Origin of the sequence: Allostigmatella hybrida, from assembly GCF_020103775.1 — a bacterium.
Taxonomy (GTDB): Bacteria; Myxococcota; Myxococcia; order Myxococcales; family Myxococcaceae; genus Hyalangium; species Hyalangium aurantiaca.
In genome coordinates this window covers 360,280-380,164 of the sequence record NZ_JAHXBH010000006.1, presented here as the reverse complement: position 1 = coordinate 380,164, position 19,885 = coordinate 360,280, and the positions used below count along the sequence as shown (strand labels likewise).

The 19,885-nt window shown below is 69.9% G+C and carries 17 protein-coding genes; 12 read left to right on the top strand and 5 right to left on the bottom strand.

Going from position 1 to position 19,885, the window contains the following annotated elements:
* The first annotated feature begins 130 nt into the window (after positions 1-130).
* The 3 genes from KY661_RS14110 to KY661_RS14100 are packed head-to-tail and all read left to right on the top strand — an operon-like array spanning position 131 to position 4,011.
* Positions 131-1,615 carry a TldD/PmbA family protein gene (locus KY661_RS14110; RefSeq protein ID WP_075010460.1) on the top strand — a complete coding sequence of 495 codons (1,485 nt, stop codon included), beginning with the start codon at positions 131-133 and terminating at the stop codon, positions 1,613-1,615.
* Between the two features lie 14 nt (positions 1,616-1,629).
* Positions 1,630-2,979 carry a TldD/PmbA family protein gene (locus KY661_RS14105; protein WP_225410691.1) on the top strand — a complete coding sequence of 450 codons (1,350 nt, stop codon included), beginning with the start codon at positions 1,630-1,632 and terminating at the stop codon, positions 2,977-2,979.
* 39 nt (positions 2,980-3,018) lie between these two features.
* Entirely contained in the window at positions 3,019-4,011 is a 993-nt protein-coding gene (locus KY661_RS14100) for a ParB/RepB/Spo0J family partition protein (protein ID WP_225410690.1), read from the top strand.
* A gap of 2 nt (positions 4,012-4,013) precedes the next feature.
* Here KY661_RS14100 and KY661_RS14095 read toward each other — a convergent pair whose 3' ends face one another.
* A complete protein-coding gene (locus tag KY661_RS14095) occupies positions 4,014-5,834 on the bottom strand; it encodes an OPT/YSL family transporter (protein WP_225410689.1) in 1,821 nt (606 codons plus the stop codon).
* Between the two features lie 78 nt (positions 5,835-5,912).
* Here KY661_RS14095 and KY661_RS14090 point away from each other — a divergent pair, with 78 nt between their 5' ends.
* From KY661_RS14090 to KY661_RS14055, 8 genes are all read left to right on the top strand, one after another.
* Positions 5,913-6,386 (top strand): hypothetical protein, encoded by a 474-nt coding sequence (locus KY661_RS14090; RefSeq protein ID WP_225410688.1) that lies wholly within the window; start codon positions 5,913-5,915, stop codon positions 6,384-6,386.
* 91 nt (positions 6,387-6,477) lie between these two features.
* Positions 6,478-7,053, top strand: coding sequence for an RNA polymerase sigma factor (locus KY661_RS14085; protein WP_225410687.1), 576 nt, complete (start codon positions 6,478-6,480; stop codon positions 7,051-7,053).
* Between the two features lie 3 nt (positions 7,054-7,056).
* Positions 7,057-7,851 (top strand): serine/threonine-protein kinase, encoded by a 795-nt coding sequence (locus KY661_RS14080; protein WP_225410686.1) that lies wholly within the window; start codon positions 7,057-7,059, stop codon positions 7,849-7,851.
* Positions 7,848-9,494: a caspase family protein gene (locus KY661_RS14075; protein ID WP_225410685.1), complete on the top strand. Its 1,647-nt coding sequence runs from the start codon at positions 7,848-7,850 to the stop codon at positions 9,492-9,494. Before KY661_RS14080 ends, KY661_RS14075 begins: the two co-directional genes overlap by 4 nt.
* Positions 9,494-10,072, top strand: coding sequence for a hypothetical protein (locus tag KY661_RS14070; protein WP_225410684.1), 579 nt, complete (start codon positions 9,494-9,496; stop codon positions 10,070-10,072). Before KY661_RS14075 ends, KY661_RS14070 begins: the two co-directional genes overlap by 1 nt.
* Positions 10,073-10,174: 102 nt before the next feature.
* On the top strand, positions 10,175-10,687 hold the full coding sequence (locus KY661_RS14065) for a hypothetical protein (RefSeq protein ID WP_225410683.1): 513 nt from the start codon (positions 10,175-10,177) through the stop codon (positions 10,685-10,687).
* Positions 10,688-10,795: 108 nt separating this feature from the next.
* Complete coding sequence (locus KY661_RS14060; RefSeq protein ID WP_225410682.1) at positions 10,796-11,710, top strand: DUF4382 domain-containing protein; 915 nt, start codon at positions 10,796-10,798, stop codon at positions 11,708-11,710.
* 179 nt (positions 11,711-11,889) lie between these two features.
* Positions 11,890-13,308 (top strand): MEDS domain-containing protein, encoded by a 1,419-nt coding sequence (locus tag KY661_RS14055; RefSeq protein WP_225410681.1) that lies wholly within the window; start codon positions 11,890-11,892, stop codon positions 13,306-13,308.
* A gap of 31 nt (positions 13,309-13,339) precedes the next feature.
* Here the strand turns inward: KY661_RS14055 and KY661_RS14050 are convergent, their stop codons facing one another.
* From KY661_RS14050 to KY661_RS14035, 4 genes are all read right to left on the bottom strand, one after another.
* Complete coding sequence (locus KY661_RS14050; RefSeq protein ID WP_225410680.1) at positions 13,340-14,926, bottom strand: IS1182 family transposase; 1,587 nt, start codon at positions 14,924-14,926, stop codon at positions 13,340-13,342.
* A gap of 97 nt (positions 14,927-15,023) precedes the next feature.
* The gene (locus KY661_RS14045; protein WP_225410679.1) at positions 15,024-15,461 is read right to left on the bottom strand and encodes a response regulator; all 438 of its coding nucleotides are present in this window, start codon (positions 15,459-15,461) and stop codon (positions 15,024-15,026) included.
* Positions 15,462-15,533: 72 nt separating this feature from the next.
* Positions 15,534-16,742, bottom strand: coding sequence for a GAF domain-containing sensor histidine kinase (locus KY661_RS14040; protein WP_225410678.1), 1,209 nt, complete (start codon positions 16,740-16,742; stop codon positions 15,534-15,536).
* A 117-nt stretch (positions 16,743-16,859) separates the two neighbouring features.
* On the bottom strand, positions 16,860-18,482 hold the full coding sequence (locus KY661_RS14035; RefSeq protein ID WP_225410677.1) for a sigma-54-dependent Fis family transcriptional regulator: 1,623 nt from the start codon (positions 18,480-18,482) through the stop codon (positions 16,860-16,862).
* Between the two features lie 174 nt (positions 18,483-18,656).
* On the opposite strand from KY661_RS14035, the gene KY661_RS14030 reads away from it, so the two are divergent.
* Positions 18,657-19,841, top strand: coding sequence for a cytochrome P450 (locus KY661_RS14030; protein WP_225410676.1), 1,185 nt, complete (start codon positions 18,657-18,659; stop codon positions 19,839-19,841).
* The last annotated feature ends 44 nt before the right edge of the window (positions 19,842-19,885 follow it).

The window sequence follows — 19,885 nt, the reverse complement described above, 5'->3', positions numbered from 1 at the left end:
ATCTTAGAGCGCACGCCCCGTCAGGGGAATGCAGACCTGTCCGGAACAGCCCGTGTGCGTTGTCCGTTGCCCGGAGGATACGCCCTCATTACGGTCCCATCCCACCTCCTCTCGTGTTTGGAGAAATTGAATGCCCCGTGCGTCGGTGCTGACGAAAAAGCGTCCCTCCCCGGCCCTGCTCGCCCCCCTGGCGACCCGGCAGAAGGTGCTTCCTCCCCTGCTCCCCCAGCCCTTGCTCGAGCGGCTGCTCGGGGTGGCGATGGAGCGCGGGGCGGAGTTCGCCGAGGTCTACGTCGAGCGGGCGCAGTCCACGGCGGTCATCCTGGAGGAAGGGCGCATCAAGAGCGGCCAGACCGGGCTGTCCCAGGGCGTGGGCGTGCGCGTCATCGCCGGGCCCAAGGTGGGCTACGCGTACTCGGATGATCTGGACGAGGAGGCGCTGCTGCGCGCGGCCCGCACCGCGGCGATGATTGCCCAGGGCGGCGGCTCCCCGCAGAGCTTCAAGGTCAGCCGGGCCCCCGCCCCTACTTATTACAAGGTCGCCACGCCGCTGGCGGACATCGAGGTAGCGCGCAAGGCGGAGCTGGTGCTCCGGGCGGACAAGGCGGCGCGGGCGTTCGACGCGCGCGTCAAGCAGGTGAACGGCTCCTACGCGGATGTCACCAAGCGCATCGCCGTGGGCAACACCCAGGGCCACTACTCCGAGGACACGCAGGACCTGTGCCGCCTGTCCATCCAGGTGATGGCCGAGGGCAAGAACAAGGAGCGGCGCACGGGCTTCTACGGTGGCGGCGGCCGGGTGTCCTTCAACCACTTCGACACCTTCACGCCCGAGAGCGTGGCGCGCGAGGCGGCCCGGCAAGCCATCGCCACGCTGGGGTCCGTGGAGTGCCAGGCAGGTCCGCAGACGGTGGTGCTCGCCCCGGGCTGGAGCGGAATCCTCCTGCACGAGGCGGTGGGCCACGGCCTGGAGGCGGACTTCATCCGCAAGGGCACCTCGCTCTTCGCGGGCAAGCTCGGCGAGAAGGTGGCCTCGGACCTGGTCACCGTCATCGACGATGGCACCATGGCCAACAACCGCGGCTCCATCAACGTGGATGACGAGGGCGCGCCGGGCCAGCACAAGGTCCTCATCGAGAAGGGCGTGCTCAAGGGCTACCTGTACGACCAGCTCAACGCGAAGCTGATGGGCCAGCGCTCCACGGGCAGCGGCCGGCGCGAGTCCTTCAAGCACATGCCGCTGCCGCGCATGACGAACACCTACCTGGCCCCGGGAGACCATGCCCCCGAGGACATCCTCAAGGAGGTGAAGCGCGGCCTGTACTGCGCCCACTTCGGCGGCGGACAGGTGGACATCACCAACGGCAACTTCGTCTTCGAAGTGTCCGAGGCCTATCAGATCGAAGACGGCAAGCTGGGCAAGCCCGTGAAGAACGCCATCCTCATCGGGGTGGGGCCCGAAGCGCTGAAGAACGTGTCGCGCGTGGGGAACGATCCCATGCCCGATCCGGGCCTGGGCACCTGCGGCAAGGATGGCCAGAGCGTGCCGGTGGGCGTGGGGCTGCCCACGCTGCGCATCGACAACATGACGGTGGGCGGAACGAAGGTCGCCTGAGGCACACGGACTCCATGACTGGCTACGAACAGCTCGCGAAGAAGCTCGTCCAACGCGCCAAGAAGAAGGGCGCCAAGCAGGCAGAGGCCTTCATCGAAGCAGGCCGGCAGAGCAGTTGCCGGGTGCGCGATGGCGAAATCGAGGATTTGACCGAGGCCACCAGCAAGGGCGTGGGCCTGCGCGTCATCACCAAGGATCACCGCCTGGGCTTTGCCTACACCTCGGACTTCGATCCCTCCTCCCTGGAGGGCTTCGTGGACCGGGCGCTGCAACTGGCCCAGGCCGCGGCCCCCAACAAGCTCAACGGCCTGCCCAGCCTCAAGGAGCTGGGCAAGCTGGGGGACACCGGGGAGCTGTATGACCCGGCGGTGGCGAACCTCGCCGGAGATTGGAAGATCAAGGCCGCGCTGGAGATGGAGAAGGCGGGCAAGGCGGTGGACCCGCGCATCACCACCTTCGACAACGTGGGCGCCGGGGACTACGTCTCCGAGGTGTATGTCGCCTCCAGCGAGGGCATGTCGGCCGGCTACGCGGGCACGTACGTGTACCTGGCCGCATCCCCCGTGGCCGCCGAGAAGGGCCAGCTCCAGACGAGCTACTGGATCGACTACAAGCGCTTCCTCTCGGACCTGGACGCGCCCGAGTCGGTGGGGCGCGAGGCGGCGCGGCGCGCGGTGCGCATGCTCGGCGCGAAGCGGGCAAAAACCCAACAGGTGCCCGTGATTTTCGATCCGCTCGTGGCCGCCTCCTTCGTGAACAACATCGCCTCGGCGGCCGACGGCAACGCCATCTACAAGAACTCCAGCGTCTTCGTCTCCAAGCTGGGCAAGCGCCTGGCGCCCGAGACCGTGACGGTGGTGGATGACGGCCTGCTCAAGCGCGGGCTGGGCACCTCCCCGTTCGACGGCGAGGGCGTGGCCACCCGCCGCACCGCCCTGCTCGACAAGGGCGTGCTGCGCAACTACCTGTACGACTCGTTCACCGCCCGCAAGGCGAAGGCGAAGACGACGGGCAACGCGGCCCGGGGCTACAGCTCGCTGCCGCACATCGGCACGAACAACCTGTACCTGGAGCCGGGCACGCGCACCCCGGAGGAGCTGGTGCGCGAGGTGAAAAACGGCTTCTACGTCACCGCCATGCTGGGCAGCGGGGCCAACCCGGTGACGGGCGACTACTCGCGAGGCGCCAACGGCCTCTGGATCGAAAACGGCGAGCTGACCTACGCGGTGCAGGAAGTCACCGTGGCGGGAAACCTCCTGCAGATGCTCCAGGACCTGGACGGCATCGGCAACGATCTCCAGTTCCGCGGCTCGTCGGGTGCACCCACCTTGCGCTTCAAACAGCTCACCATCTCGGGAGACTGAGCCCCAACGGCTTCCCGTTTCTCCGGAGGAAAGGGACGTATGGCAGCGAAGAAGGCAGGCACCCGGGCCCGGAGCACCACGCCCCGTAAACCCCGCCGCAAGAAGGCCGAGCCCCGCTCGCGGGGGCTCTCGGCGGCGGAGGTGGCCAGCGAGGCCGCCACGCCTCCCACCGAGCTCATCCAGGGCATCCATCAGGATGGGGGCGAGGTGCTCGCGGTGTACCGGGATCCGCTGGGCGCCCACACGGTGGTGTTCGCCGCGCTGCCCATCGACAAGGTCGAGCCCACGCCCTACCAGCGCGACCTGTCCGAGCCCCACGTGAAGCGGCTGGTGGGCGCCATGGAGCGGCTGGACCGCTTCCTGGATCCCGTCATCGCCATCCGCAAGGACGGGCGCTACTGGACGCCCAACGGCAACCACCGCCTGCACGCCTCGAAGATGCTGGGCGCCAAGGCGATGGTGGCCCTGGTGCTGCCCGAGGAGGACGTGGCCTATCAGATCCTCGCCCTCAACACGGAGAAGGCCCACAACCTCAAGGAGCGCTCGCTGGAGGTCATCCGCATGCACCGCGGGCTCACGGGCTCGCGCGCGGGGAAGGAGTCGGCCTTCGCCCACCTCTTCGAGGAGCCCGCCTTCATCACCCTGGGCGCGGCGTACGAGAAGCGGCCCCGCTACTCGGCGGGCGCCTACCACCCCTTCGTCAAGCGGGTGGAGCGCTTCCTGGACCTGCCGATGGAGGAAGCGCTCCGGGAGCGGGAGGCGCGCGCGGACCGGCTGCTGGAGCTGGACGATGAGGTGACCCGCATCGTCACCGCGCTCAAGGAGCGGGGCCTGCAGAACCCCTACCTGAAGAACTTCGTCGTCGCGCGCATCAACTTCCTGCGCTTCAAGAAGGACGACAGCCCCTCCGAGTTTGGCCCGAGCGTGGCGCGGATGCTCGCCAGCGCCCGGAAGTTCAACCTCGACAAGGTGAACAAGGACGACATCTCCCGCATGGGGGGCGCGGGCGGCGCGGAGCCGGACGAGGAGTAGCCTCAGCCCAGCAGCGTCACCAGGCCGATGAGCCCCACGACGAGGAAGAAGAGCGACTCGCCGGCGATGAGGCCTCCGCCCAACAGGGAGGTGGTGCTCATGTCCTCGGGCACCGCCTCTCCCCCCTCGCCCGGCGTTCCCGAGGCCTGGGGGGCGCTGCGCTTCGTCCAGGTGTTCCAGAGCGACGAGGCGATGCCGCCCACGCCGAACCAGATGGCCGACGGCAGGCTGACGAAGGCGCCGAACGACGAGGCATAGGGGCTGGCCAGCACCACCGAGTCCATCGTCCACCCCACCGCGGCGCCCCGGGGCGAGCCCTTCACGAACCCCTGGTAGCGCGCGTTGCCCCGGAGCACCTTGCGGGCGACCTCCAGGACGAAGCCCAGCCCCAGGCCCACCGCCAGCGCCTTCAGGGTGTGGTCCGACAGCGCCCCCAGGCTCCGGATGGCGCCCACGAGCTTGTACGTCATCGCCGAGTTCCACTGCCCCACGTCCGCGCCCGGCGTGTCGAGCTGGTTGATGGCCAGCACCGGGTAGGCGGTCATGAAGATGCGCGCCAGCCCCACGCACAGCACCGAGCCCATCACGATGCCCACCACCTGGTAGCGGAACTGGATGGTCCGGTCCGTGCCCAGCCGCCAGCCGGTGGAGCGGTCCTGCTGCATGTCACAGCCCACCGAGGTGCAGATAAGCAGGATGCTGGAGGACATCACCGCCACCACCGGGTTCTTCAGCCCCAGCATCGACATCAGCAGCACCGAGACGACGAAGGCGCTGGAGATGGGGTTCTGGTCGGTGATGCCGTAGGAGATGCCGTTGATGAGCACGAAGAGCAGCGCCAGCGCCATGCCGAACAGGACGAAGCCCAGGGGCTGATTCAGGAGCTGCGTGGCCACGGCCACCACCGCCACGCCCCAGAAGGCCACCCACGCGAACAGCCGGGGCAGGCTCACCTGCTTCCAGGCGGGCACCTCGCCTTCCACCGCCTGCGCCCGGTTGCGCACGCGGTCCACCGCCTGCCGCGCCAGCAGGGCCAGGTCGACCACGGCGGCGCCGCAGATCATCCCCAGGCCGGCCAGGAAGCCGATCTTGCGGAACGGATCCTGCGGGCCCAGCCAGCCCCACTCCCGCAGGGGGGGCGTGAGGGCCGCGCCCACGAGGCCCCCCAGGAGGGCCGGCACCGTGACGCGGCTGCCCACCACCATGCCCGCGCCCAGCGTGGAGCCGCTCACCCCCAGGCTCGCCAGGGCCCGCGACGTCTCGGTGAGCCAGGCCACCAACGCGCCCAGGGCCGTGCCGCCGCCCAGCTTGGCGATGGAGACCTTGAGGATCCTCTTGTCGGTGAGCGCCCGGAGGATGTTGGCCACCGCATAGCCCGAGGGGTAGTCGAGCTGCAGCCGGTCCACGAGCAGCGGCGTGTAGAGCATCCCCACGCCCACGCCGAACATGCCCACGCACCCGACGAAGAGCATCAGGTGCCATGCGGGCGGCTGCGGCATGCCCAGCCACACCATGGCCTGGAGCAGCACCGCCATGGCGCACAGGGAGGCCACCGAGGCGGCCATCGTCTGCATGAAGTTGGCGCCGTGCTTGCCCTCGGGGCCATAGCCGTACGTGACGGCGCTGCCCAGGATGCCCGCGAGCACCTGCCCGCCCACGAAGAACCCCAGGCTGAAGTTCATATAGGAGGCGGCCACGCCGCCCAGGGGCCCCAGGATGAAGATGGCCACCGCGCTCAAGAGCAGGTGGAACTTCCAGGTGCCTGGCGCCGGCAACCAGCCAAACCGGGTACTTCCGGGGGGAGACGAAGACACATCAGCCATGGGGGGCGCACATTAGCGCACGGCCTGGTCCAGCGGGGCGGCTTGATGGGGAGGAGGCAGCGGGCGTATGGGGGCGGGATGCACGCCCCTCGCGCTTCGGTTTTCCGGTCCCTGGCCCGCCTCGCCGTGGGGGGCGCCACGGTGGGACTGCTTGCCTGCGGCGGCTCCGATCCGGAGGCCTTCCGGCGGCTCCTCGTGGAGAGCGCGCAAGGGCCCTGCTCGGAAGGCATGGACTGCGAGGGCTCAGACGAGGTGCGGGCCGATGGCACCTTCCGCGTGGACCGCTTCAATGCTCCCGGCGGGCCCGTCCAGGAAGTCCTCCTGCCCCCGCACGCGCTGGGCGACGTCCGGGAGACCGCCACGGACTCCGGTTTGCTGGAGACCCTGGAGCGCGGGGAGCAGCCCTGCGGGACCGTCACCGATGCCAGCGTCTGGCTCACCTTGGAATTGGAGAACAGGACCTACCGGGCGCAGATTGCCGGCTGCGATGCCCCGGGCGTGGGAAAACTGACCGCGCTCCTGAAGCGTCTGCGTGACACCTACACGCCGTGAGCCCCTTCCCCGCCTCGCCTCCCGAAGGGGCGGGAGCCGGGGATAATTCGGGCGTGTGGCCGATCCACGCGCCGGGAGGTCTGGAGACCAGGTGGGTGAAACAGAGGGACTCACGGACCAGGTACGGCGGGCGGCCCAAGGGGAGAGGTCTGCCTTCAATGCGCTGTACCGGCGCACCCGTCCCCTGGTGGCGCGGCTGGTGGCAGGTTTCGGCACGTTGGATGCCGACGAGGTGGAGGACGTCATTCAAGAGGCCTACGTGCGGGCGTTCCGGGGACTGCCCCGGCTGAAGGAGGCCACGGCGTTCGAGCCGTGGCTGCTGGCCATTGCCCGGAACCGGGCCCGCACGCGCCTGGAGCGCCGCTCGTCCCTCCGGCGGATGGAAGCGGAGCTACCGGATCCGGCCCCCGAGGCGGTACCGGCCTTCCCCGAGGCGCTCCAGGTAGAGCGGGACATCGCGGTGGTGCGGCAGCTCATCGCCGAGCTGCCCGAGGGTGAGGAGAAGACGACCGTGCACCTGTTCTACATCGAGGGACAACTTACAGCGCGGGAGATCGCCGAGCAGCTCGGGGTGGGCAAGAGCGCGGTGACGATGCGGCTGGAGCGCTTCCGCGGGCGCATCAAGCGGGAGCTGCTCCAGCGGGTGCTCGCCGGACGGTGGGACTGAGACATGAGACACCTGGATGCCGCCGCGATGCACGCGCTCTCCACCCGGGAGCCCGAGGCCGTCGCCTACTTCCGTGAGCACCTGGCCGCCCCCTGCGAGGTCTGCGAGACCTTCCTCGCCCACCATGCCGGACCGGGCCTTCTCGATGGCGAGATGGATGCCGCGCTGCTGCGGCTCGCCCCCGCGCCTGCGGCGGAGGACCTCCCGCCCCTGCGCGCCCTGAAGCCGCCCCGGCGCCTGCCCTCCCCCTCCGCGCGGCAGTGGGGATGGATGGGCGGCGCCCTCGCGGCCAGCCTGCTGGCGGTGGTGCTGGTGCCCTCGCTGCGCACCCCCTCCGCCGTCCCGGAGGCGCCCTGGACCGGAGTGAAAGGCCCGGGCCGCATCTCCCTGGAGCTGGCGGTGGTGGCGCAGGGGTTGGACGGGCAGCTGCGCCGGTTGGATGCCGGGGCCGCCGTGGCCCCGGAGGACGTGCTGCTCTTGCGCTACCACGCCACGGAGGCCGGCACCGCGCTGCTCTACCAGCAGCGCGCGGGCCAGCCCCCAGAGCTGCTCGGCCGCTTCCCGCTGGAGGCAGGGACGCATGACCTGGAGGGGCCCCAGGGCCTGGCGGGGGTCAGCCTGGAGGGAGACGAGGGCTCGCTGCGGCTGGCGCTGGTGGCCTTCGCCGCCGGGGAAACGCCTTCCGAGGACGCCGCGCTTGTGGCGCTCGGCGCGGGCGAGGCCGCGGAACACCGTCCCGGCACCGTGGCGCGGTTCGACGTGCACGTCCAACCAGGACAAACTCCTCCCCGGCCGTGAAGCGCTTCGTCCCCATCCTGCTCGCCGTCCTCACCGCCTGCGCGAGCCCATCCTCCACGTCCCGGGAGAAAGGAGGCCTCGTCCCCCTCCGGCTCGACGCGACGGACCTGTCGCGCGCCTACACCCCCCGGCGGTTCGCGCTGCTGGTGGGGGTGTCCTCGTTCGACGATCCGCAGTGGCGCGGCCTGCGCTACTCCGGGAAGGACGCCACGGATCTGGCGGCGATGCTGGGAGACCCGGCGCGGGGCCGCTTCGACCAGGTGCGTGTCCTCACGCGCCCGGAGGAGACCACGCGCGAGGCCATCCTCGCGGCCCTGCGGAAGCTGAAGCAGGAGGCCACCCGGCCCGATGACGTGGTGCTGGTGTACCTGTCCGCCCACGGCACGCTGGCGCGCGATGGCCGGGGCGAGCTGAGCCGCTACCTCGTCACGCGGGATGCCTCCTACCGCGCCATCCCTCAGACGGCGCTCTCCATGGACGCGCTCAAGGCGGAGTTCGAGCAGTTGCCCAGCCGGCGGCGGCTGCTGGTGCTGGCCACGTGCCACAGCGGCAGCGGCAAGTCGCTCCTGCCCCAGGAGCTGGAAGTGGAGCTGGCCGGCATCAAGTCCGGCTTCTACGCGCGTCCGCTGGAGGAGTCCTCCCGGGCCTCCATGGTGTTCGCCGCGAGCGACTGGGGCGAGACCGCGCGCGAGGACGAGAGCCTGCGGAACGACATCTATACGCACTTCCTCATTGAGGGCCTGGGCGGCGCCGCGGACCGCAACGCGGACGGCGCCGTCACCGCCACCGAGGCCCACGACCATTCGCGCCGCCGCACCTTCGCCTTCACCGAGGGCCGGCAGCGGCCGTCGGCGGAGAGCCTCGAGGTGGGCGCAGATCCCATCATCCTCTCCGGACACCTGCGCCGCACGGGCCAGCCCGAGCTGTTCTCCTACCATCCGCGGCTGGACGGCTTCACGCTCAAGGTGGACGGCGAGCCGCGCTTGGAGCTGCCCGGTGGCGCCGCGGTGGGGCCCGGCCGGCGCACGGTGGAGCTCACCAAGGGCGGCGCGGTCCTCGTCCGGCGCGAGCTCAACGTGACGCCCGGGGAACGGCTGCCCCTGGAGCGGCTGCTGTCGGACGCCCTCCCCCGGCGGTCGCTGTCGCTCGTGGGCGGCGTGTTCTCTTTCGTGGATGGCGCCCGCAGGCGCACCGTGCTGCCCCCGGCGCCCCAGGCCGGCATGGTGCTGCGGCTGGAGGACGCGCCCCTCCAGAACCTGGGGCTGCTCGCCGACCTGAGCCTGGGCCGGGGGCGGCGCTCGCTCCAGATGGCCCCGGGCAGCGAGGTCCCCTTTGGCTACACCACGCTCACGGTGGGGGCGGCGGTGCCGTACCTGTGGCGCTGGGAGCGGCTGACGCTTTTCGCGGGGCCGCGTGTGGCCGCGCTGTACCTGCACAGGTCCTTTGACGTGGAGGCGTTTTCCGGCGCCCAGCGCTACTTCACCGTCAGCCCGGGGGTGGTGGGCGGCGTGGTGTGGCGCCTGGGCGAGCGGCTGGAACTCACGTCTCAAGCGCAGCTGATGCTGACGTATGTGGTGGTGGACGGCCGGGGACAGGCCGTGGGCTTCACGGGTGGACACGCTGGAGTGGGGTACCGCTTCTGATGCTTCGCACATGCTCGCGGGTGACAGGGATGCTGCTGGTGCTGGGCCTGGGGGCCTGCGGCAGCCTGGACAACGCGCCGTTCCGCTCGGGCACCGTGCACGGGCGGCTCACCGAGTTCGATCCGGCGGTGGCGCTGATCTCCCTGGTGGGAGCGCCCCGCGTGCGCGCCACGCTGGAGGCGGATGGCCACTTCACGCTGGAGGACGTGCCCGCGGGCCCAGCGGAGCTGTTCATCGTGGCCTCGGAGCAGAAGGCCGCGCGCGTGGCGCTCACGGTGCAGGGGGGCCAGTCCGTGCAGGTGGCGGATGTGGCGCCCCAGCCGGCCAGCACCCTCTTCTTGAAGGTACAGGCCCAGGGCAACCTGCGGGTGGCGCAGGCCGTCGCCTCCGTGGAGGGCACCCCCTTCGAGTCCCTCTTGCTCGACAACGAGGGCGTGCGGCGGGTGGGCCCCCTGCCCGACGGGTGCTACGAGGTACGTGTCTCCGCGCCAGGCTTCCTGGAGGCAGTCGGCCAGGGCTGCGTGGGCCACGGCGAGCAGAAGGTGCTGAGGCTCGAGCTGACGCCGGACGAGAACTAGCGGGAAAACACGCCGGCCCCGTGGCCGCTCCGCCACCTCCCGGGTCTTCCTGTGGCCAGGGAGGAGCAGAAAGCCTCCCCCGGCTTTCTCTGGAGGATGCCGATGCGAAAAGTGACTGCTTCTTCGTCCGCGGTGCTGATGGCGCTGTGCATGCTGCTGGCCAGTGGCTGCGGGGATTCCGTGGAGACGGACCCCACGCTCAGCAACGGGGACAACAACCTGGGCGCCGGCAGGACGGAAGGCGAGCCCCAGGACGGTGGCTCGAGCCCGGGCGACACCGGCACCCTCACGATCTGCCACATTCCCCCTGGCAACCCCGCCAACGCGCACACCATCACCGTGGGCGCGCCCGCGCTGAGGGCGCACCTGCGCCACGGCGACACCGTGGGCCCCTGCGGCGGTGAGACGGAAACGCCCCCGGATGGCGGCGGGTCCTTCCCCGGCGAGGGCGGAGGCGGAGGCAGAGGCGAAGACGGCGGTGAAGGCGGCGGCGAGGGCGGCGGCGAGGGCCCTGTCTGCCTCCCCTCTGGCTCCGAGTGCAATCCCGAAGGGGCCAACACCTGCTGCAACGGCCTCTCGTGCCTTCAGGGCATGTGCTGGCCCAGCATCGGCTGAGCCTCATCACCCGCCTTCTGACGCCCAGGGTGGACACGGCCTGTGGCCACCCCGGGCCCCAGCGGGTCTCTTTGCCATTCACCCCTCCTTTTTCACGAGTTCCATTTCATGACGACCCTCCGTTCCCTGCTTTCCAGCCTGCTGCTTGCCACCGGCGTTCTCGGCCTGGCGGCCTGCGGCGATGACTCCACGGCCCGTGTCACGGTGAAGCTGACCGACGCGCCGGGGGACAACTTCGAGAAGGCGGTGGTCACGATCACCAAGGTGTATCTGAAGGGCAGTGAAGACGTGGTGCTGCTCGACGAGCCGGTGACGGTCAACCTGCTCACCCTGGCCAACGACGCGGCGGACCTGGTGAAGGACGCCGAGGTTCCCCAGGGCACCTACCGCGAGCTGCGCTTCGTCATCTCGGGCGGCTACATCCAGGTGAACGAGGAAGGGCAGAGCCGCATCTACGCCACCTCGCCCAACTACGCGGGGCTGCCCGAGGGCACCCGGGCCGATGGCGAGCTGCACATGCCGAGCGCCAGCAGCTCGGGCCTCAAGGTGAAGTTCGACAAGGACGCGGACGTCACCATCACCAGCGAGGACACCCAGAAGGTCATCCTCGTGGACTTCGACGTGGCACAGAGCTTCGGCCGGGCCGCCGGCAACTCGGGCCGGTGGGTGATGGGGCCCGTCATCAAGGGCGCGGACCTCCAGTTCTCGGGCAACGTGAAGGCCACGTTGGCACTGGGCACCGGTGTGCAGCTGCCCGGCGGTGACACCCCGCTGGAGCTGAGCGCCTTCTCCGCCGTGCTCATCAACGCGGACGGCAGCCGTGAGACGTTGCCCTTCAGCCCCAGCCCGGACGGCCTCTTCGTGGCGAACTTCAAGTTCCTGCTGCCCGGCACCTACCAGGTGGACGTGGTGGCGCCCGCGGGCGTGAGCTTCACCACGGCCCCCAGCCACCCGGCGTCCGCCACCATCGGCTCGGGGGCCGAGACGGCCGTGAACTTCACCCTCACCTCCGTCTCCCGCTAGCCGTCACGAAGCCCCCTCCAGGCTTCCTGAACCAACGCCCTGCTTGGCTCCTCCCCGCGGGGGCGAGGAGCCCTGTTTCGAGAATCCAACCCCCAAGCCCTCAAGCGGTTTGGCTCCAGGCCCCTTCGCTGTTACATGGAACAGAAGTTCTTCCCTCTTTCCCCCGCTTTGAGGGACACATGTTCCAGGCCTCCTCTCCAAGTCCCGCCAAGAGCACTCACCTGCACGAGCAGATGCGGGGGATGAAGCACGGCGACCATTACTGCCTCGTGTACGAGACGCCCGAGCAGCAGTGGGCGGCGATCCTCCCGTTCATCACCGCAGGCCTCGAACGCAACGAGGTGTGCGCCTATATCACTGACGACCGGAGCATCGACGAGGTACGCCACGCGCTGCAGGCGCACGGGGTGGACGTGGAGGGGCATGTACGCCGCGGGGCGCTCACGTTCATGACGAAGCGTGAGGCGTACCTGAGCAGCGGCAGCTTCAGCCCCCCCGCGATGATCACCTTCCTCCAGGACACGGTGCGCCAGGCCGCGGCGAACGGTTTCTCGGGCTTTCGCGTCACGGGAGAGATGACGTGGGCGCTGGGGCGCGAGTGCGGGTGCGAGGATCTGGTGGAGTACGAAGCGCTGCTCAATGAATTCTTCCCGGGCAGCCGCTCGCTGGCGGTCTGCCAGTACAACCGCCGGCGCTTCGGGGCGGACATGATCCGGGACGTGCTGCGCACCCACCCCATCGCCATCCTCGGCGACCAGGTGTGCGCGAACCTCTTCTACGAGACGCCCGCGATGGTGCTGGGGCGCGAGTCCGCGGAGCGGCGCGTGGACTGGATGATGCACCAGCTGAAGCACTTCCGCGCCTCGGAGGAGAAGCTGGAGCGGGCGGTGCAGGCGCGTGACGACTTCATCGGGGTGGCGAGCCACGAGCTGAACACCCCCCTCACCTCGCTCAAGCTCCAGGTCCAAGGGCTGCAGCGCCTGCTCGCACAGCGGGCCACGGCGCCCGAGGACACCCAGCTCACGCGCACCCTGGGGCGCACCGACCGCCAGGTGCGCCGGCTCTCCCAGCTCGTCTCGGACCTGCTGGACGTGTCGCGCATCACCTCGCACCAGCTCGCCCTGCGCACCGAGCCAGTGGACCTGCGGGATCTGGTGGAGGAGACGGTGGAGCGCATGTCCGCGGAGTTCACACCCTCCTCCATGCAGCTGTCGCTTCAGAGCGGAACCCCACTCGTGGGCCAGTGGGACCGCTCCCGCCTGGAGCAGGCGGTGACGAACCTGCTGAGCAACGCGTTCAAGTACGGACAGGGGAAGCCGGTGGCCGTGCGCATCACCGCCCAAGAGGACCAGGCCGTGCTGGAGATCGAGGACCAGGGACTCGGGCTGCGCCCGGAGGATCTGCCGCGCATCTTCGAGCGTTTCGAGCGCGCCATCAGCCCCAGCGAGGTGAGCGGTCTGGGGCTTGGGCTGTTCATCACCCGCGAGATTGTCCGCGCGCACGGCGGCACGGTGGAGGTGCGCAGCCAGCCCGGGCAAGGCTCCACCTTCACCCTCAAGCTGCCACGCATGCCCCAGGCCCTGCGGGCCCAGGCCTGAAGCCCAGGCCTAGAGCGCCGAACAGGTTAGGTCACGCCGCGCGCTGGTAGCGCGCCGCGGCCTCGAGGTTTTGGACGACCGCGAGTCGCCTGAGGTCAAAGAGGTTGCGGCGCGTGCCACGGTAACGAGCCTTCGGGCCCTGGCGGTTGGCGAGATGTGCCAGGCGATGCTCGACGCCGACACGCTCCCGGAGTCCTGCGCGACCCGCGCGTGACTGCAGACGTGAGCGAAGGCGCTTCTGGAGCCGCTCGTCGTCGCCCATCGTGACGCTGCGACCCTTGCCGGACGCGGCCTGGGTACAACTCGAGCGCAGCTTGCACGGCCCGCAGGCCTCCGGGTCGAATTGCACGACGGCGCCAGGCTCGAAGGGCTCTACCTGGCCAGCAGGGCATCGGATTGTGCCGTCGCGGATGTTCACTTTGAAGTCGCGCTTGCCGAAGAGTCCGGGCTTCGCGCTGACTCCTCGCCACGGCCGACAGACGACGTCGCCGCCGCTCGCCAGCACATCTTCGGTCATTGAGCTGTTGAGGTATGCCCTGTCGATGAGGAGGACGTCGGGGAAGAGCTCCTGGTGGGCCATGTCTTCCTGCAGTGCGCCCGTCGCCTCCTCTTCGGGTCGGTTGGCCGGCGTCACGGCGCAGGCCACCACGAGCTCGGTGTCGAGGTCGGTGCCGATGTGCTGCTTGTAGCCATTGAAGCGCTTGCTCTTGCTCTTGCGCCCGTGGCGCATGTCTGGGTCTTCGATGGAGATGCGCCTGTCGGCCGCCACGCCCTGTCGAATCTGCACGCCGCCCTCGGGGCGCGGCTCGAGGTCCTGTTCGCGCACCTGCGCGAGTGCTTCGATGTAGCGAGTCAGCGGAGCCGCGACGCACGACTTCGACTGCTTCGCCACCCAGGCCATAAGGCGGTCGAGCTGTCGGCAGAGTCGATTGAGTGCGTCGACCTTCGCGTCGGGCGCGCTCCAGTCGATGTCGAGGCCGGCCTTGATGCTGCTGGCCATCAGCAGCGGCGCATCGGCCTGCTGACACACCTCCTCGACGTCGGTGCCGAGCGCGAGCGCCATGCCCTCGGCCACCTTGCGGCCTGCGTGGCCGAGCAGGTTGAGGGTGTCCTCAACCCGCCCGGCCCCTTCCAGAGGGCGGCTGTCGACCCCCACTCGCAGCGTCTTCGGCGTCTTCTTCGGGTCGAAGCCCTTCGTCCGCTTCGCCACCTCGACGGTGCGCTCCAGCAGCCGACGGTCCATCTCGGTCGCGATGAGTCGCTCCCTGAATTGCTGCAGCCCGCCCTGGGAGAAGGCTGGCTCGTCCTCATCCGCGCCGAGTCGGTCCAACACCATCCGCCACCGGCTGTCAGTGCCCGACAGGCACACGGCTTCAGCGTCCGAGGCCTGCGTGTAGGCCTGCACCAGCAGCGCCATGCACATCATCGCGGGCGGCTGTGGCTCTTGTCCCTGGCCCGTCTGTCGGTACATCGCTTCGAGCTCGTCCTGAAAGGCCTCGTCGAACAACTCGTGCCGATGCTCGCGCAGGAAGACGAAAAGTTTCCTACTCTTCCCCGCCAGCTTCAGCAGGCGCTGCTCCCGTGCGCTCTGCTCCACAGCTGGCTTCCAGCGCTCCATGAGCCACCTCCTTGAGGTGGCGACCTGAACACGCGGCGATAGCTCGCGTCGATCCCCTGCCGCTTGCCTGCTCCCTCGCCGTAACCTGATCGGCGCTCTAGTGGGTGCGCAGGTCCGGTCCCCGCCGGGGCGCATCCTCGGCATCCAGCGGCATGTCCACCGCATGCGCCACGCGCCGGGTGAGCTCGGCGAGATCATACGGCTTGAGCACCAGCTCCAGTGCGTCTGGCCCGGTGAGGTGCGCCGCCGCGCGCGCGTTCGCGGTGGTGATGACGAAGGCGCGCCCCTGGGCCTCGGGCAGGGCCTTCACGCGCTGCAAGAAGTCCCAGCCGCGCTTGTAGGGCAGCGAGAGATCGAAGACGACGGCACGCGGCTCGAAATTCCGGAACAGCTCGCGGATGTCCACCCGGCCCCGCTCGAGATCCGGAATGCGTGCGGTCTGGACCTCGAAGCCCGCCATCTCGAGGACCTCCGAGAGGACTTCGAGCAGGTCTTCGCTACCGTTGAGCACCAGCACCCGGGGACGTGTCCGCATCACCTTCGAAGGTAATGCCGGGGACGAGGCAGGCAACCCGCCCGTGCCGCTTGCTGGGCAAGGAGCCAGCCGTCAGGCGGTGCGCGGCAAGTGAACGTGAAAGGCCGTCCCCGCCCCGGCGGTGCTCTGCACCTCGACGCTGCCCCCGTGCGCGCGAAGGATCTGGTCCACGATGAACAGCCCCAGCCCAATGCTGCGCCGCTCCCCTCCCGGCTGCTCGCCACGGGTGAACGGCTGGAAGAGCGAAGCCAACACGTGCCCGGCGATGGGCGGTCCCCCGTTGTGCACGCTCAGGTGCACCGCGTCCGGACGGCCCTGCACGTCCACCCGGATGGGCTCGCCCGGGGGACCGTATTGCACCGCGTTGGTGATGAGGTTGGTCAGCACCTGGGCCACGCGGTCCGGGTCCCAGGTGCCCGTGCCGTCCCCCGAGCAGCGCAAGAGGAGGAGACGCTCGGGCACGGAGAGCTGGAGCTCGTCCACCACCTGCTGCGTGAGCTCGTTCACGTCCATGGCCTGACGGCGCACCGGCAACCCCTTGCCGATCCGCGCCTGGGTAAAATCCAGCAGGTCGCGAATGAGACGGTTGGCGCGGCCAGAGGCCTGGAGGATGCGGGTGAGCCCCTCGCGCGCCCGGCCATCCAGATCCGTCCGCCGCATCATCGTCGCGGCCGACAGGGTAATCGCGGTGAGGGGGCTGCGCAGATCGTGGCTCACGATGCCGATGAGCTGCTCGCGCAGCTGCGCCGTCTCCTGGGCCCCCAGCAACTGAGCCGCGCGGGCATCCAGCTGCTCCTCCTGCTCCAGCTGGTAGCCCACCAGATCCGCGAGGTGGCGGAACACCACCAGCCGGTCCTCCTGCACCGCCGCGGGCAGTGGATCCAGCGCGCACATCACGCCAAAAGGCGTTCCATCGCGGCGGCTCAAGGGCACCGCGATGTAGCTCTCGATGCCGTAGAGCTTCGGCGCCGGGTGGCTCGCGAAGCGCGGGTCCTCGCTCGCCCGGTTGACGAGCAAGGGGCTCTCCGAGCATCGCACCACATTGCAGAAGGTCGTGGCCAGCTCGAGCGTATCGCCCGGACGGAGGCCAAAGTTCGTCTCGTCCAGCACCGCACAGCACGTCCACGACGCGTCCGTCACACGCGCCACCACGGCGAGCCGCATGCCGGTGAGCTGCAGCAACACGCGCAGCACGGACTGCACCGCGCCAATCCGGGCAATGGCCGCCACATCCGCCTGCACGCGAGGGTCCAAGGCGGGAAGAAAGGGAGGCAATGACACCGGGGCAGAACTCATGGCGTCCGGTAAATCTAAAAGAACGCCTTCCTTCTGGCAGCCAAGGGCCATGGAGGGAGCGCCCGCCCGGCCGGGAGGTTGCCTGGGCGTGGCGCCGCAGGCTCACGGACGCCCGGGGCGGCGCTTGTACTGTTTGAGCTTGCGGTAGAGCGTCGTCGCCCCGATGCCGAGCTGGGCCGCGGTCCGGGCCTGGTGGCCCCCGTTGCGCTCGAGCGCGGCCAGGATGGCGGCCTTCTCGATGGCCTCCAACGTCTGGTCCTCCGCGGGCGCCAGCAGGGGGGCGGGGGCCTGGCGAACCTCCTCGGGCAGATCCTCCACCCCCACGCGTTGGCCCTGGGCCAGGGCCGCGGCCCGCTCCATGGCGTTCGCGAGCTCCCGGACGTTTCCAGGCCAGTCATGGCGCACGAGCTGATCGGCGGCCGGGGCCGTCAACCCAGACAGGGGCCGGTGCATGCGCTGGGCGGCCTCCGCGAGCAACTCCCGCGCCAGGGGCAGGATGTCCTCCCGCCGCTCACGCAGCGGGGGCACGCGCAGCTCAATCACCCGCAGGCGGTAGTAGAGATCCTTGCGGAACCGGCCCGCCGCCACCTCCTCGGCGAGCTCCCGGTTGGTGGCCGCGAGGATGCGCGCCTGGAAGGGCCGGGTGCGGTTTTCCCCCACCCGCCGCACCTGACGCTCCTGGAGCGCCCGTAACAGCTTCGCCTGCACGCCAAGCGGCAACTCCCCCACCTCATCGAGGAAGAGCGTGCCGCCATGGGCCGCCTCGAAGAGCCCCGCACGGTCCTGGACGGCGCCGGTGAAGGCGCCCCGCGCGTGGCCAAACAGCTCGCTCTCGAGCAGTGTCTCGGGGATGGCCCCACAGTTGAGGGCCAGGAAGGGCCCCACCGCCCGCGCGGACACATCGTGGATGAGCCGCGCCACCCGCTCCTTGCCCACGCCGCTCTCGCCCGTGAGGAAGACGGTGGACTCCACCTTCGCCATCCGCCGGGCCAGGTCCAGCACCCGCCGCATCGAGGGGCCCCGCGCGACGAGGCCGGAGGGCTCCTCGGGCGCCCGGGCAAGACGGGCCAGGGCGCGCTGCTTCTCCCGGAGCTTGCGCTCGGTGCGCTTGAGGGAGCCAGACAGCATGGGCAGCGCCGCCTCGATGCCTCCCTCCTGGAAAAACGGCAGGTGTGGCCCGAGCGCCGCGCCCCATTCCAGGCGCGTCTGGCCCCGGACGTGGCACGCCGCGTCCCCCTGGCCCTGGCACCGGTCCTCCAGGACGAAGACCTCCTGGCCCAGGGTGCGGCTGAGGTACCCGCTTCCAATGCCACACAGGGTCCAGCACACCGGGGCCTCGGCCTGGCCGAAGTGCAGCAGGTGCTGCTCCGCTTCGTAGGAGGACTCCAGGGTGGCGCCCCGGGGCGAGAGCGGGTCGCTCTCCGGTGCCAGCCGGAGGTGGCCCTGCAACATGTGGATGATGCCTCCGGCGTTGCGCCACGCTTCCTCGCTGTCCCAGGTGAGCTCGGCGTGCATCGCCTCCGCCATGCGCCAGCCGTGCACGAAGCCGAAGCGCGTGAGCACCGCGCGCGCGGCCGACAGCCCGAAGGTGTCCACCAACTGCTTGCGGAGCAGGCCCATGGCCACCGCATCCAGGATGAGCACCTTGCGCCCCGCGAAGCGGACCTCCCCCCGCTCCGCATCCACCTCCAGCAGCTCCCGGATATCGAGGTCCTCCACGCGCATGCCGCATCCTTTCAAATTGAACGGAGGCATCGGCCAATTCGACCGGTCCGGGGGGCCTCCCGCCTCGTGAAGAGGGGCTTCCCCTCGGGCGCCTGGACGGACCCGCGGTGGCACACCCCTTGCCCTGGCTCGGCCCCGGCTCCCTCCCCGCTTCCCTGTCCGAGGCATGAACCGATGCGTTTTCCCCTGAACCTGATGGCCCCCGGCGTGCGGGCCAATCCCTACCCCCTCTATGCACAGCTCCGGCAAGGCCCGGTCTGCCAAGTGGAGCCGGGAGGACTGTGGGCCGTCAGCCGGTATGACGACGTGGTGGCGGTCCTCAAGGACACCCGCCGCTTCTCCTCCGTGGGCCTGGGCCGGGGTTTTCTGCCGCCCTGGTTGGCGCGAAATCCCGTGGCCTTCTCACTGGTGATGAAGGATCCGCCAGAGCACACCCGGCTCAGGAGCCTGGTCAGCAAGGCCTTCAGCGGTCCGGCCCTCCAGCGGATGGAGGCTCAGGTGCGCGCCCTCGCGGAGGAACTCGCGGAGGCCACGGTCCAGCAGCGGGAGGTGGACTTCACCGCCACCTTCGCCCTGCCGCTTCCCGTGCGCGTGCTCAACCTCCTGTTCGGCCTGGACCCGGAACGGTGGCCGGACATGCGGCGGTGGGCGGAGGATCTGCTCAGCATTCCCGCGAGCCAACCCACGCCAGAACGCATGGAGGACATCCGCCGGAGCATTCACGAGATGGAGGCGTGCTTCCAAGCGCTCATCGCATCGCGCCGGGCCCAGCCCGGCGAGGATCTCGTGAGCGAGCTGGTCCACACGGAGCGCATGACGGAGGACGAGCTCATGAGCTTCCTCTTCAGCCTGTTGCCCGCCGGCTTCGAGACGACGGCCCACCTGCTCTCCAACACCCTGCTCGTGCTGGCCCAGCATCCGGGCGAGATGGCGCGCGTGAGTGAGGACCCGCGCCGCATTCCCGCGCTCATCGAGGAGGTGCTGCGCTACGAGCCACCGGCCCAGTCCAGCCTCCGGCTGGTGACCGAGGACACGGACCTGGGCGGCGTGCGAATCCCCCAGGGGGCCCTCGTCGCCGTCCTGCTGGGCGCGGCGCTCCGGGATGAGCAGCGCTTCGCGGAGGCGGACCGCTTCAACCCCGGCCGGGAAGCCCAAGCCCATCTGCCCTTCGGCCACGGCATCCACTTCTGCCTGGGGGCGATGCTGGCGCGCATGGAAGCCCGCCTGGGGTTGGAAGCCCTCTTCCGCCGCGTCCGCGGCGTCTCGCTCACCCGGCAGGAGGTGCAGTGGTCCCAGTCGTACATCGCGCGGGGCCCCCTGAGCCTTCCGCTCCGGTGGGAGCCCCGCGCCAACAGATGAACTCCCCGGACGCCTGCCCCAGAGGGAGCAGGCGTCCCGAGAGG